The organism is Ferdinandcohnia salidurans (assembly GCF_042680725.1).
Taxonomy (GTDB): domain Bacteria; phylum Bacillota; class Bacilli; order Bacillales; family Bacillaceae_L; genus Ferdinandcohnia; species Ferdinandcohnia salidurans.
This window is the reverse complement of the sequence record NZ_JBHUEK010000034.1, coordinates 201,148-215,399: the sequence shown is the minus strand read 5'-3', so window position 1 is coordinate 215,399 and position 14,252 is coordinate 201,148. Positions and strand designations below refer to the sequence as shown.

The window sequence follows — 14,252 nt, the reverse complement described above, 5'->3', positions numbered from 1 at the left end:
GAAGATTACTAGCTAAAGCGGAGGCTCTACGATGAGTGATATAAAAGTCAAGGCCGAGGAGTTAGAGGATTTTGCTAGTCAAATTGGAAAAGCAGAGCGGGAATGTGATGATGCTTTAGTTGCAATTAATTGGCATTTCTCTTCACTGCTTGCTAATTTTCCAGGAGTGGTTCCAGGCTCCCTACATAATTTAGAAGCTGATTTAAAATATTCGATTAAGAAATACAAATGCAAGCTTGATGACGCTCAACAATTAATTAAGCTGACTGCTGCCAATATGAAAAAAGATAAACAAAAGATGTCTGGTAAAGTAGGAGAATTTTTACTTGAACTTGTTGGATGGTATGATATCCAGCGTGAATTTAGTGAGTATGATGCCATTACCGGTGAGAAGCTTTCAGCAGGAGACCGTGTACTTACTGTAGGATTTCTAGCACTGACATTTGTTCCACCTGCAAAGGCTGCTGGTGTTTGGAGGAAAAGCCGCAGTAAAAGGTGTAAAAGCGGGTCTTCCTTCCTTAGCAATAACACCCGAAGCATTTTTGAAGATAAGAAACGTCCTAGACCCGAAAAAGGTTCAACAAGCATTCCGCTCCGTGTATAATAAATAATTCTGTTGTTAGATATAAAGAAGAAAACCAGGTTTCAAATAGTGTAAAAGTTAATTATTAGAAATAATAGTGCCAAATTCCTTTCTCCATTTTCTTATTAATTTTCCCGTGAACTTCAAGATAATCTAAATATCCAATAACCTCAGACATAATGTTAAAAAATTTTCTTTCGTACCTTTCTTTATAGATATATTGAGCAATTTCACTTGCAGTTGATATACCAGATCGAATTATGTTTATGTATTTGTTGGCATTATCGTCTATCCTCTTTAATCTTTTATTTATTAGATCTGTAGGCTTTCGTATGATAGGGCCGTGACCAGGAAATACGAAATCAACTTGTAATTGCAAGCATTTTTCTAGGGAATGTTTTAGTTGTATTAAAGATTTAATTCGGTTGCCATTGTAGTCGGGTTCAATGAAGGCATGACTAGAAATATTTTCAATCAATAAATCGCCGGAAAAGAGCCATTTATTTTTATTATTATAAAATCCGATTAGATCTGGAGCATGCCCTGGGATATCCAAAATAGTAAAACTTAATAGATGGTCACTGCTTATTTCCTGAATTTCGCAATCAATTCTATGATCATCTTTTAGAATAATAGGGTTATGTAAGTCAATAACCTGTTTCTCTCCAAATACACCGCAACCCATCTCTTGGTATAGCTTTTTAAAAAATTCTACCCTCATATTCATATAGGCTTTGTCTCTTTTTAATCTGTAACTGGCTTCAGGGTGGGCATAAACTGGAATGGAGTGTGTGGAAAGAATTCGGTTGACTAAGCCAATATGGTCACTGTGATGATGTGTTAATAAAATTTCAGTTAAATCCGTAATGGTGTAATCGTGCTTTTTTAAGATTTTTTGTAAGGAATCCCAGCATTCTTCAGTGTTTAGTCCAGCATCAATTAAGGATAAGGCACTGTCTTGTTTAACTAAGAAGAAGTTAATACTTTTTAATTCATTGGAAGTTGGAACTGAAATAGGAATTACCTCCACATCTTCTTTTTTAAACAATAGATGATCCCTCCAATAAATTTGGTTTTACTAACTTTAATTTCAATTATATTTATCTTGTATAATTTCATACATCACTTTACAAAAAACATTGCGGATTAATCAAAAACTATTATTAAAATTCAAAAAGCTATTAATCAATTTTTCGAATTTCATCAGATTGAAAATACTCAATAAATTTTCTTGATGTTGATGAGAGGTAACGACCTTTTAACCATATCAATGCTGAGGGTCTCGCCATAATAGGAGGATCTAAAATTTCTTTAAAAATAAGGTCGGTGTTTGGTATAAGGTTTATTGCAGATTTGGGAACCAGAGCAATACCTATATCATGATTAGCCCAGTTTAGAAGTGTCATAATGTCGCTGCTTTCACAAATAATTTTAGGTTCAAATCCAGCGTTCAGGCAAGCGCTTTTAACCATATCTACTGTGTACATCTCATGATTATACATAGAGGTACCACTTTGTCTTCGAAGTAACATTAAGGGCTTTTCTTTCAGTTCCGATAGTTGAATATTTGGTTGAGTGTTGTCCTCATTCCACTTTTTGCTCATTGCAACAACAATGGGTTCATCTGGTAAATTTATCATTTCGAAAATCCTATGATTAATTGGAAACCTGACAATACCTAATTCTATAATCCGATTTTCCACTAACTCCATAATTCGGTTAGGATCACCTTCCCATACCTGAAATTGTACCTCGGGGTAATGAATTTGAAAATCTCGAATTCTCTCTGGTAAAAGTTTGGCTCCTAGTGAAGCAATAGTACCGATAGATAATGTTCCCCTTGTTCCCTCCGATAGTTCTCTAACTTCTTCAATACTTCCATTCATAAAATCAAGTATTTCTTTTGCACGTTTGTAAAATAACTTACCCTCCTCCGTAATAAGTAGCTTTCTGGTGTGTCTATCAAATAAAGTAACACCTAATTCGTTTTCCAAAGATTTAAGTTGTTGACTTAATGGTGGTTGAGCCATATTTAAGCGTTTTGCTGCTTGTGAAATTTTACCTTCTTCTACAATTGTAATGAAATATTTTAGATGACGAATTTCCATAATAAATCATCCTTCCGAATGAAATTATATTTTTTTAAAAAGTATTTTTATGGGATTGATTTATGAGTTGGATAAATGGCTTTAATATCTTACTTTCTAATATTTTCCTTTATTTATATTTATAACATATAAATAGTGTATAAAGTAAATATTTTTCTTAATTTTTAGAATATGTTAAGTTGTTAATATATTAAATTTGAGAAAGGAGAGAACCATAGAAATTATTTAAGATTGTCGTAATTATAAATACTAATTATGGAAGCGATTACTTGTTTGTTTAGACTATTAAAAGAGGTGAGTATATGAAAAATAGTAAGCTTGTTATAACTATTTTATTGATGATTGGAATTTTATTAAGTGGATGTAACTCTGAGGGTTCTTCTAGTACACCTGAAAAATCTAATTCAAAACCTCAAGTAGAGCATGAAAATGCACCTAAGCCACTAAATGAGTCTGTAGACATTAAAATTGGCTACCCTACACAAGGTGCATCCATGCTTCCTCTGTGGGTGGCTAAAGAAACAGGGATATTTGAAAAATACAATGTAAATGCAGATTTAGTTTATATTGCTGGAACACCTAAGGTTCAAGAAACCTTAAATAGTGGAGGTATCCAAGCCGGCCTAACCGGTATTGACCCTGTAGGAAAAGCAAAGGTTGCAGGAATTGATTCTGTCATTCTCTCTGCAGTAGCTGATCGAAGTGTTCTTTATTTATATGGACAAAAGGAAGCAAAAAAGTCAGATTTAGGAAACGAATTAAAAGGTAAGACGGTAATTACTGCTGCAGAAGGATCATTATATGATCATTTAGCACAATCCCTAATTAGAGAAAATGGGTTGACACCTAGAGAAGATGTAAAAGTTCTTAATATGGGTGGAGAGGGTGACCGCACTGCTGCGTTTATGAGAGGGGATGGCGACTTCTATGTTGTTGCACCACCAACTTCGTTTAAGATGGATGATATGGGATATCCACAATTGTACGATTTCAAAGAAAAAGAAGTCCTTAACTCCGGTATTGCCATGAAGGTAGACTATTATAAAGAGAATCCAGAGTTAGCGGAAATACTTGTTGCTTCCCTGATAGAAGCGAATGCTTTCATTACCCAGAATAAAGAAGAAACAGTAAAAATCATTTCAAAATATACAGGAATTGATGATTCTAAACTAGCAGAAAAAACGTATGACGTGAATGTGGATACACTTCCTAAAAAACCTTATGTATCTGATGAATCAGCACAATTTTTTATTGAGAATTCGGACAGTGAAGAAGTTAGGAAGATGAAACCATCCGATCTTGTTGATATGAGTTTGGTGAAAAAATTAGATGAATCCGGTTTTATAGATAGTTTGTATGAATAATAGAGTCTCTTTATTAAGGGAGGAGTGGAAAATTTGACTACTATTGCTAAGTTACAATCAGAAAATGTATCAATTACATATCCACTTAAAAATGGTGATGAAATAATTGCTGTTAGTGATTTCAATATGACAGTTAATGAGGGAGAATTTGTTTGCATTGTTGGTCCAAGCGGTTGTGGTAAGTCAACAATGCTAGGTGCCATTGCTGGTTTTCAAAATATAAGCGAAGGAAATCTCTACTTGAATGGTAATCCCATTAAGGGGACTGGGCGCGATCGTGGAGTTGTGTTTCAACAAGCTTCACTATTTCCTTGGCGTACTGCAATTGATAATATCACGTATGGGCTTGAATTAGCAGGTACTCCAAAACAAGAACGATTAGCCAAAGGAAGGGAACTTTTAAAATTGGTAGGTTTGGAAGCATTTGAAAATCATTACCCAAACCAATTATCAGGTGGTATGCAACAACGGGTAAATGTTGCTAGAGCACTTGCTATAGAACCAAGTCTTATGCTATTAGATGAGCCATTTGGTGCATTAGATGCACAAACGAGAGAGTTCATGCAACTAGAACTCCTACGAATCTGGAGAGCAACGAAACAAACAATCATTTTTGTAACCCATGACATCGCTGAAGCTGTTTACCTAGCAGATCAAGTAATTGTTATGACTGCAAGACCGGGAACAATTTGTGAAAAAGTGAAGATTGACCTAACACGACCTCGCCCTTTAGAAATAAAAAGAAGCCCTGAATTTATGGAATATGAGAAATATATCTGGGGTCTTATTGTACAGGAAAAAGAACTTGAAAAAGAAATGGTATAAAAGGGAGGGAAACAGTTGAATAGCATAAAAGTGAAAGAAGAAATACACAGTCGAAGTCAGCAAGATGGATTAATAGTTAAGAAAAATAGCACAAGTAGAAAAAATCAAATGAATAGTGGGAGCTTTTTATTAAATAATCTTGGGCTCATTACTGTAATTCTTGTCTTAGCTATTTGGGAAACACTTTACCAAATAGGCATTATAAATCCTATTTTTATGAGTGGTCCCTCGAAAATTGTAAAGGTAGGATACGAATTAACAGTAAGTGGAGATTTGAGTGAAAATCTGCTTTTCACACTCGGAAACTTCAGCCTTGGATTCGGAATGGCAGCCGTAATAGGAATCCTGGTCGGCTTAGTAACTGGTTGGTATCGACCTCTGGGAAAAGCATTTGATCCTTTTTTGACTGCTATGCTTGGTACACCACGTATTGTATTGTTACCATTAATCACTCTATGGGTAGGTGTAGGTTTTTCGAGTAAGGTTGTCATTGTGTTTATTGCTGGCGTTTTTCCAATTATCCTTAATACAATGACGGGAGTAAAGAACCTAGACCCAAATTTAACTAGAGTCTCAAGCAGTTTTGGCGCATCTGCTATACAAACGTTTATAACAGTAGCACTTCCTGGGTCTTTACCGCAGATTGTTTCTGGTCTTAGAGTTGGGATTGGTCAATCCTTAGTAGCAGTAATTGCAGCTGAAATGTTTGTTTCGACTGGTGGAATTGGTTATTTTGTAGCACAATCATCTGCTAATTTTAATATAGACCGTGTTTTTGTAGGCATTGTCGTCATTGTTATTTTGGGGATATTAATTACGAGTTCTGTTAAATGGATAGAGTCACGTTTACTAAAGCATCGAGTCGAATAAAGATTACTATACTTCTAACGGTCTGAATTTTCAAATTAAAAATGCGAAAAGCAGTTATAAGGAGAGAATGTCATGATAAAAGATGAAAAGAATACTTCTAAACTAGCAAAACCGAATTTTACAAGTCCGCCATTAATAAACAAACAAACACCTCGTTGTCCTCCAATGATTGATATTAATAGTGCTGAAGAATTAATCCCATACTTAGATGCAGTAGCAAAACGTCCATATAATCATGGACTTCATGCAGGGTGGGATTTGCAACCAGGTGAACGAGTACTGCTTCGAGTTGATAACTGGCACGACCCAATGGTTATCGACGCATGCAAGATGATTCTTGAGAAATATAATACCAAATATGAGGTAAAGTATGTTGATAAAGGTCCTATTGTAAAATGGAAGGGACACAATGAAGTAGAATATTATCTGGCTCGTACAAAAGAGCTTGCTGAATGGATGGATGAATGGGAAGAAATGGAGAAGGAAGGAGAGTATGATAAGCTTCTATGGGGATATGGTGGCCCAGTTTTAAGGGATACGAATATAAAAATTCAAAGGATGCCTTTTATAACACCTGAACTTACAGCAAGCCCAGCCCATACAATTCCTTATGAAATTATTGAAGCACTTGATAAATGGACGTGGGATAAAGTTCGAAACTCGCGCAGAATTAGAATTACAGATCCTGAAGGTACTGATTTAAGTTATACGAACCACGATGAATATTGGGATTCAAAACGAGAATTCTACAATCCAGATTTGGTTAATCGATTTTGGGCAGGAAACACAGGGTTTGGTAAAACATATTTACCAGGGCATGTGTTAGGACGACCATGGATGTACATTCCAAAAGAAGATGCTTGTGGTGTAATTGCTGGTACTAGTAATCATATCGGGCCAGTTCCTTGGATTCAACTAGATGTCCAAGATGGAAAGATTACCGACATCCATGAGGGAGGAGAGTTTGGAGACAAACTTCGTAAAGTAAAGGCTGAAACAGATCACTTACAATATCCAGGTTTCCCTGATAAAGGTTTATTTCGATGGTGGGAAGCTTCAATTGGTACGAATCCACATATTCACCGTCCTAGAAGAGGATTTCTTAATGGCTGGTTAAATTGTCTATACGAACGCATGCGTAGTGGAGTTATTCACTTAGGATTTGGAACAATTATTTCAAGTTCTGCTGAACGTGAAGCTGCAAAAATGGGATTACCTGTTGGTCATTGGCATGTGCATCTATACTTTCCAACTGTAACTTGTGAAATGATAGGCGGAGGAACTGAAACAATAATTAAAGATGGGCATTTAATGGGATTGGATGACCCAGATATTCGCAAAATTGCTGCTAAATACGGTGACCCAGATTTATGGTTGTCTGAATCTTGGATTCCAGCAGTACCAGGTTTAAATATGGGAGGAGATTATTGGGAACATTATGCGAAAGATCCAGAGGATTGGGTGCTTACAGAGCTAAATATTTGTGAAAATTATCATCCTCTATTCATGAGCATGGTAGGAGCAGATCCAAAATATTGTAATAATCCGCTTTGGAAACTTCCTAGCGAGAAAGAACGTGCCAATTCCAATCATATTTTACATTCACATGATAGCTGTTCTTGTGGTGGCCACCACGGCTAATGTTTAGACTTTCAATCATTAATACAGATTTTTTTATCGGGTAGCTTATATATCAAGCTACCCGATTTTAAAACTTTGACTACTTATTCATTCAAAAGGATGCCATTCTAAATCATCGAAAGGTAGATGAAGATGTCTATACTTATACAATTATTAGTATTCTCTATTGTTTTCATAGTTACTGCTAGTGTTTATCGATTAGTATACAAAGTACGAGAAGCTCTTACGTGTACAACTGCAATGATGTCAGCAATGATTATTGGCTCTATGGCGGGGCTAATAATGGGTACCATTCTTGCTCTCAACGTAAGCTTTTCATTAAACTCTTTGCTAGCCATGATTATCGGAATAGGGGCAGGAGTAATTATAGGTATACCATTTAACTCCATGGCGATACTCGACGGAATAATGGCCGGTGCTATGGGAGGAATGATGGGAGCAATGTTAGGAGCTATGTTAACATATAATTTTATCTATATTCTAACAATCTTTTTAATTGCCATTTTACTTATTTCTGTTCTTTTACTTAGTCAAACGATTAAACAGGAAGCGGGATTACTAAAACAAACTAAGACACAAGGTAATCGCATTAAAGGTTTATCTATTATTACAGCATGTGTTACAGTAGGATTATTTTCAATAATCATGATAAGTACTTATGATAATAAAACCACTACATCGAGTGATGAACAGATGCATACAGAACATCAGCATAATCCAGATTAAGATAAGCTATAGGCAAAACATATTTTATAATAATTCAACAATGGAGATGAAGGTCCACCTCATCTCCATTTTTTGATACAAATGAACGGTATATTACGTTTCTACTGTAAAATTATTACGAAATAGTCATTCGTTAGTATATTTAAGTATGCAGAGAATAAAATAGCCCTTTCGACCTCTATCTTGGATTTGTTTTTGTATCTTATAAATCATAAAAAATAAACTCCTTACTGGTAAAATTTACAATAAGAACATTTACCTAAACAGACAAGGTGGGCTTGATGACTACAACACGGCACACGACTTTTATGAGTTTTTATCACAAAGGTTATTAGATGCAAAAGAAGCGTGGGAAGAAGATTTTTAAGACTAAAAAATAGAGTGTATCTTAAAATTAGATAAGATAGGCACCTGATTGCACGTTGTTTAGTAAAATATGAATATGCTAGTAAATCTTTAAAAACTTATATGAGTCTGAATTATACTCTACATAAGTTAAAGCAACAGTTCCAGATTAACTCTAGTATTACGTAGTATGTTCTGCCCCGGGAAACGTCATAAATCACATCGCCTCACAATACAAAGTGGAATAATTAAGTCCATTCAACAATATTTTTTAAAGGGGACTGATTAAAGAAACGGGGAGTGAGACGGTGGAGAAGAACTATGATGTGATTGTAACAGGAGCAAGATGTGCGGGTTCTGCGTTAACAATTTACTTGGCTAAGGCAGGGTTTAAGGTGTTATTGGTGGACAAGGCCACATTCCCAAGTGACACATTGTCGACGAATACGTTTTTTAACAATACAACAGCATTACTTCGGGACCTTGGTGTGTTAGACGAAGTCTTAAAAACCAAGGTGACACCGGTTAAGTCGATTAAATTCCAATTTGAAGATACCGTAATAGAAGGGCCCATTCCTGTTGTTGCCGGTGAGGACACAGCCTACTGCATCCGAAGAACGCACCTGGATGATATCTTAATTCGAAAGGCGGGGTCTATGGAAAATGTAACGGTGCTGGAAGGGTTTAGGGTAAAGGAGCTAATATATGATGGAGACGTCGTAGCTGGGGTAAAAGGAGAAGATTCGTCAGGGGCCTTGCGGGAATTCAGGGCATCACTCATAGTAGGAGCGGATGGAAGACACTCGATCGTTCGGAAGCTTGTGAGGAGCAAGCAGAAAATCATCAGTCCTTCAACTGTTGCCATTTACTTTGGTTACTTTTCCAACTTTCAGCACGATGGCGAAGCGAAATTCGAAGTCTACAAAAGAGGAAAGAATATGGCTATTCTTTTTCCGACGAATGAGAACAACTATGTTGTGACTGCGAACTTTCCGCTTTCCGATAAAGGCTTAAAGGAGAAATTCAAGCAGAACAGCGAAGAGAGTCTTCGTCAGCTGTTGACAGAACATTTTCCAAACACCACAATCGGAGCAAGGCTTACGACAGCAACCCTTATAGAACCAATTAGAGGATTGCATCAATATGAAAATTACTGGTACGAAGGAATGGGCAAAGGCTGGGCGCTCATAGGGGATGCCATTTGCTTCAAGGACCCCGCAATGGCGCAGGGAATTCATGACGCCATCCGGGGAGCTCAACTACTGGCCGATATTCTTAAAAGATACGATAATCAACTAAGTCAATGGGACCAAATCGGAGAAGAGTATCAACAAGCAATTGAAGCTGAATTCATGGTCCGTTTTTACATGGGCTGCGAGCTCTCCAAAAATGAACCGATCTCTGAGCAACAGGATGCTGTTAACAAGTTAATCAGCGCCCATCCTGCAGTCATCGAGAAGTTTCTTGGAATTTATAACTATGCCAATGAACCGAGTGACTTTGAAGCAGAGCTAGTTAAGGTAATGGATACTATTTCATGAATACCACAAGCTGCCTAAAGTAGTCTAATATAAAAACGTTCCATCCTTTTCAGGGACTGTTTGAGCTACTTCCACACCTAACATTTAAAAACCCAACACCATGGAATATTTAAATTTAATGTTGTAAAGGAAGGCATTGGTGTTGTACCAACGCCTTTTTGTGCTTTTAAGCTATAAAAATAACAGAGATTATGGAAGAATTACGGGATTACGATGATACAATGTATAAGGAGAAAAATGGAGGAGGGCAGCTGAATTGGAAACGATTCTTAGCGATTTTAAAATACATAAAGCAGTTGGAAAAGAAATGATTTTAAAATATACGAATTTACTACCTGAAGAATTAATAGAAACATGGAAAAAATATGGTTTTGGTACTTTCGCGAATGGGTATTAAAAATAATTAATCCAGACGATTATGTAGATATCATAGAGACAAGTTATCTAAGGCATAAGCAGGCGATTCCGATTTTTACAACATCAATGGGTGATATTATAGTTTGGGAAAAAAATAAGTATGTAAATTTATTAAATTATAGGAAAGGTTTTGTTAATGTTGTTTCATCCGGATTTGAATTCTTTTTTGATGACATTCAAGATAATGAGTTTATGAACGATGAATTAATGTGGCAACCTTATCCTGAGGCGATTAGTAAATACTGTGGATCCTACCTATGATGATTGCTTCGGCTATACACCTCTATTAGGCTTAGGTGGAGCAGAAAAAGTAGAGAATCTAAAGAAAGTCAAATTAAGGGAACATATTCTTATTATTACTGAATTTATGGGACCAATCGAGCAAATTTTAAAAATTAATTATTTAGTTTATGATGTGAATATTACGTTGGTTAATAACGAAAAGCATTTGATTGTCTCTAGACAACAAGTGTTTTTTTGTTTGATAGTCCAATCCCCCAAATTAATAAATGGTGACAAGTACCAAAGTAGAATAACTTATTATGTAGGAGGAAAGATCGATGGAGACTAAAAAGATGGAACAACTGTATCAAGAAATTGCGAATATATTGGCTAAAATAGTTCCTCAAGAATGGAAAAAAATATTATTATACGCTGAATACAGAGAAGGAAATAAAAATGTTTTTTTCTATCTAGTAAACCAAAAGGGTTTATCCTATTTCTATTTTTGTTCGTCCTCTTTACTTCTTGTCCAGTAAATAAATTATTAAATACATCCACTTATTCGAACTTAAATTACCTTCTTATTTCCCCCGGTGTACCCACTTAGATACCTCTACACCAAAATTTTTTCCTAATTGCACTTTAGATTTTTACGTTAAAAAAAATATTAAAGTCTTTTTAACTGATTAATTTCGAAACCCGAAATTTTCACTTGAAAATCCAGTGAACTATTATTACAATTTATTTTAATATATACAAAATTTTCAAATAATATTTTTTCTATAGGCATTACATCTTATCGACATCCAGGTGAGTAATTTACAGAAAAGTTTCACTAGTAAATATAATTTATTATTAAATTTATTTTTGAGGGGGATCTTGAATTGATAATTACAACTGAAATGGCACAACCGATTGTTGATCAGATGATAAAAATAATTGATTATAATGTGAATATTATGAATCAAAAAGGAGTTATAGTTGCTAGTGGTGATAAAAACAGAATATATGAAATTCATCAAGGAGCATTAGAGGCAATTGATTTGAAACGTGAACGAATTATACATAAAACAGATTCTAAGAATATGATTGGCACTCATTCTGGCGTAAATATTCCAATAGAAATAAAAGGAAAGGTTATTGGTGCAGTGGGTATAACCGGGGAACCCACCAAAATTTATAAGTTAATACATATTATAAAAATAACAGTGGAGTCGTTACTGGAACAACAAATCTTAATAGAACAATTGAGGTATAAACAGACAGCACTAGATGAATGGATACAAAACTTAATAGATGAAGATTCCAATAATATTCCATTATTGGAATCTAAAGCGAAGTATTTAAAAATAAATTTTAATAAGTACATCTCAATCTTTGTAATTGAAGTCAAATATCCAAACATTCTGAGCTTAGATTATGAGAAAATACATAAAAATGAAATTCAAATTATTAAATTATTAAACTTTTTTTATCCAAATTGTCTATTTTCAGCATCAATTGGAAAAGGATATTTTATCCTGGGAATACCATTTAAAGAAAATGAAAATATAAAAGTGATTACTAAAGTCGGCTGTAATATAAATACTAAGTTGAATGCTGAGGGGTTTAATACTTTTATCGGAATAGGAAATGTATACAAAGGAATCATAGGTTATCGCACTAGTTACATTGAGGGACTACAAAGTATCGATTTGTTGAAGCAAATCGCAAATAATAAAGTTGTATGCCATATACAGGAATGGGGATTACTGCAACTTGTAGAAAAAATTCCACCAGAAACACGTCAATCATTTCTTTCACGTTATTTATCTACTAAACCAACTTTAAACGAGGAATTACAAGAAACTTTAAAAATATTTTTGAAAAACAATCTAAATATTAAATCAACATCAGATGAGATGCATATTCATCGAAATACTCTTATTTATAGATTAGACAAGATAAAGGAATTGTGGGGACTTGATCCTAGAAACTTCAATGATGCTATAAAATTGCAATTCATTAACTGGTGCAGAACTCTTAAATGACTGCCATTAATTCCTATATAAAATTTACTTTCCCTTAATTTAAAGCTTCTATTGATTATTATTTTGTGTATTTTTGTTTATCCAATACTTAGTAGTAAAGGCGGTATTCTATTAGAATATCGCTTTTTTCTATTGTTTTTGGTTATTTGCATAAAGAATTTCAAAATTTTAAGTTAAAATTCATAATTTTCAATAATGTTTTACTAATCTGTGAATGGTAACATAAAAAGTGTATTAAAACGCTTACATTTCTTTTACTTGCCAATCTTATTTATTGGGGGGAGTGAAATATTTAAAATTTATTTTTGTTATTTAAATTAATTGTAGGGGGGATTCAAATGAAAGGGTATAAAAAAATTATTATTATTAGTATTTTTCTTTTAGTCATTAGTACTTTTCTAGCAGCATGTAATAATAAATCAAGTTCAAGTGATGACACTATTAAACTTGGAGTATTAGAAGATCGTTCTGGCGATTTTGCTCTTGTTGGGATACAAAAATCTCATGCAGTTGAATTAGCAGTAGAAGAAATAAATAAAGAGGGAGGTCTTCTTGGAAAACAGATAGAGATAGTGGCACCTGATACACAATCTGATGATAAGCGTTACCAGGAAATGGCTAGAAAATTGATTTTAGAAGATAAGGTTGATGTAATAATGGGAGCATTTTCAAGTGCTTCTCGAGAGGCAATAAGACCGATTATGGAACAACATAAGATGCTTTATTTTTATAATAATCAGTATGAAGGTGGAGTAGCAAGTAAGTATACATTTCCTACAGGGGCTGTTCCAGAACACCAAGTTATGACAGTGATGGAATATATGATTAATACTTATGGACCTAATGTCTACACAATTGCTGCGGATTATAATTTTGGTCAAATTACTGCTGATTGGGTTAGTGTAGCAACAGAAGAACTCGGCGGTAAAATTGTTGGAGAAGAATTTATTCCATTAGGTGAATCTCAGTTTAGTAGTAGCATTAATAAAATTCAAAAAGCTAAACCTGACTTTTTGGTTGTCTTGTTGACCGGCGCAAAACAATCTTCATTCTATGAACAATGGAATACATCAGGTATTAAAGATTTACCAATGGCAACTACAATAAATATGGCACAACAATACGAGCATATAAGAACTGCCCCACCTGCTCTAGCTAATATGCATGTTGCTGCACCATTTATGGAAGAACTCGATACACCGAAAGCCAAAGCCTTTGTAGAAAAATTCAGGGAGAAATTCCCAGACGATGCATATGTGGGGATGGAAGCTGAAGCACAATATACTGGGGTTTATTTGTGGGCTAAAGCAGTAGAAAAAGCGGGTACTACTGACGTTGATGCTGTAATAGAAGCGTTAGAAAGTGGATTAAGTTATGAAGCGCCTTCTGGTAAAGTCACTATTGACCCTAAATCTCATCATGCTATTAAGGATATTTATTTATTCCATGCGGATGAAAATCATAAGGTAAGTGTACTAGATAAATGGGACCAGGTTGAACCGTATTGGCTAGCAGAGGAAAAAGGTATTGATTTAACTGTTGAGTCCCCTAATGAACAGTATACACCTATAGATTAATGG

The 14,252-nt window shown here is 34.8% G+C and carries 12 protein-coding genes and 2 pseudogenes; 12 read left to right on the top strand and 2 right to left on the bottom strand.

The window, feature by feature from the left end:
- The first annotated feature begins 31 nt into the window (after positions 1–31).
- Complete coding sequence (locus tag ACFSFW_RS23350; protein WP_388041994.1) at positions 32–604, top strand: pre-toxin TG domain-containing protein; 573 nt, start codon at positions 32–34, stop codon at positions 602–604.
- Positions 605–668: 64 nt separating this feature from the next.
- Here the strand turns inward: ACFSFW_RS23350 and ACFSFW_RS23345 are convergent, their stop codons facing one another.
- The gene (locus ACFSFW_RS23345; protein ID WP_388041992.1) at positions 669–1,631 is read right to left on the bottom strand and encodes an MBL fold metallo-hydrolase; all 963 of its coding nucleotides are present in this window, start codon (positions 1,629–1,631) and stop codon (positions 669–671) included.
- 133 nt (positions 1,632–1,764) lie between these two features.
- The gene (locus ACFSFW_RS23340) at positions 1,765–2,691 is read right to left on the bottom strand and encodes a LysR family transcriptional regulator (protein ID WP_388041990.1); all 927 of its coding nucleotides are present in this window, start codon (positions 2,689–2,691) and stop codon (positions 1,765–1,767) included.
- Positions 2,692–2,993: 302 nt separating this feature from the next.
- Here ACFSFW_RS23340 and ACFSFW_RS23335 point away from each other — a divergent pair, with 302 nt between their 5' ends.
- The 11 genes and pseudogenes from ACFSFW_RS23335 (at position 2,994) to ACFSFW_RS23285 (ending at position 14,249) form a co-directional block, all read left to right on the top strand.
- Complete coding sequence (locus ACFSFW_RS23335) at positions 2,994–4,055, top strand: ABC transporter substrate-binding protein (protein WP_388041988.1); 1,062 nt, start codon at positions 2,994–2,996, stop codon at positions 4,053–4,055.
- A 24-nt stretch (positions 4,056–4,079) separates the two neighbouring features.
- Entirely contained in the window at positions 4,080–4,880 is an 801-nt protein-coding gene (locus ACFSFW_RS23330; protein ID WP_388041987.1) for an ABC transporter ATP-binding protein, read from the top strand.
- Between the two features lie 15 nt (positions 4,881–4,895).
- Positions 4,896–5,750 carry an ABC transporter permease gene (locus tag ACFSFW_RS23325; RefSeq protein WP_388041985.1) on the top strand — a complete coding sequence of 285 codons (855 nt, stop codon included), beginning with the start codon at positions 4,896–4,898 and terminating at the stop codon, positions 5,748–5,750.
- Positions 5,751–5,822: 72 nt separating this feature from the next.
- Positions 5,823–7,391 (top strand): hypothetical protein, encoded by a 1,569-nt coding sequence (locus tag ACFSFW_RS23320; protein WP_388041983.1) that lies wholly within the window; start codon positions 5,823–5,825, stop codon positions 7,389–7,391.
- 132 nt (positions 7,392–7,523) lie between these two features.
- Entirely contained in the window at positions 7,524–8,117 is a 594-nt protein-coding gene (locus tag ACFSFW_RS23315; protein WP_388041982.1) for a hypothetical protein, read from the top strand.
- A 262-nt stretch (positions 8,118–8,379) separates the two neighbouring features.
- Positions 8,380–8,484 (top strand): annotated as a pseudogene (locus tag ACFSFW_RS23310) (SMI1/KNR4 family protein); the annotation flags it as partial.
- A 286-nt stretch (positions 8,485–8,770) separates the two neighbouring features.
- Positions 8,771–10,003 (top strand): NAD(P)/FAD-dependent oxidoreductase, encoded by a 1,233-nt coding sequence (locus ACFSFW_RS23305; RefSeq protein WP_388041980.1) that lies wholly within the window; start codon positions 8,771–8,773, stop codon positions 10,001–10,003.
- A 307-nt stretch (positions 10,004–10,310) separates the two neighbouring features.
- Positions 10,311–10,802, top strand: a pseudogene (locus ACFSFW_RS23300) (T6SS immunity protein Tdi1 domain-containing protein); the annotation flags it as partial.
- Positions 10,803–10,980: 178 nt separating this feature from the next.
- A complete protein-coding gene (locus ACFSFW_RS23295) occupies positions 10,981–11,178 on the top strand; it encodes an immunity protein YezG family protein (RefSeq protein WP_388041978.1) in 198 nt (65 codons plus the stop codon).
- A 348-nt stretch (positions 11,179–11,526) separates the two neighbouring features.
- Positions 11,527–12,672 carry a CdaR family transcriptional regulator gene (locus ACFSFW_RS23290; protein ID WP_388041977.1) on the top strand — a complete coding sequence of 382 codons (1,146 nt, stop codon included), beginning with the start codon at positions 11,527–11,529 and terminating at the stop codon, positions 12,670–12,672.
- 338 nt (positions 12,673–13,010) lie between these two features.
- Positions 13,011–14,249 carry an urea ABC transporter substrate-binding protein gene (locus ACFSFW_RS23285; protein ID WP_388041975.1) on the top strand — a complete coding sequence of 413 codons (1,239 nt, stop codon included), beginning with the start codon at positions 13,011–13,013 and terminating at the stop codon, positions 14,247–14,249.
- Positions 14,250–14,252: the final 3 nt, after the last annotated feature.

What these genes read in the sequence shown, in the direction of transcription:
- ACFSFW_RS23350 (WP_388041994.1), top strand. Translation starts at nt 32, where the DNA reads ATGAGTGATATAAAAGTCAAGGCCGAGGAGTTAGAGGATTTTGCTAGT.
- ACFSFW_RS23340 (WP_388041990.1), bottom strand. Translation starts at nt 2,691, where the DNA reads ATGGAAATTCGTCATCTAAAATATTTCATTACAATTGTAGAAGAAGGT.
- ACFSFW_RS23335 (WP_388041988.1), top strand. Translation starts at nt 2,994, where the DNA reads ATGAAAAATAGTAAGCTTGTTATAACTATTTTATTGATGATTGGAATT.
- ACFSFW_RS23320 (WP_388041983.1), top strand. Translation starts at nt 5,823, where the DNA reads ATGATAAAAGATGAAAAGAATACTTCTAAACTAGCAAAACCGAATTTT.
- ACFSFW_RS23315 (WP_388041982.1), top strand. Translation starts at nt 7,524, where the DNA reads ATGTCTATACTTATACAATTATTAGTATTCTCTATTGTTTTCATAGTT.
- ACFSFW_RS23295 (WP_388041978.1), top strand. Translation starts at nt 10,981, where the DNA reads ATGGAGACTAAAAAGATGGAACAACTGTATCAAGAAATTGCGAATATA.
- ACFSFW_RS23285 (WP_388041975.1), top strand. Translation starts at nt 13,011, where the DNA reads ATGAAAGGGTATAAAAAAATTATTATTATTAGTATTTTTCTTTTAGTC.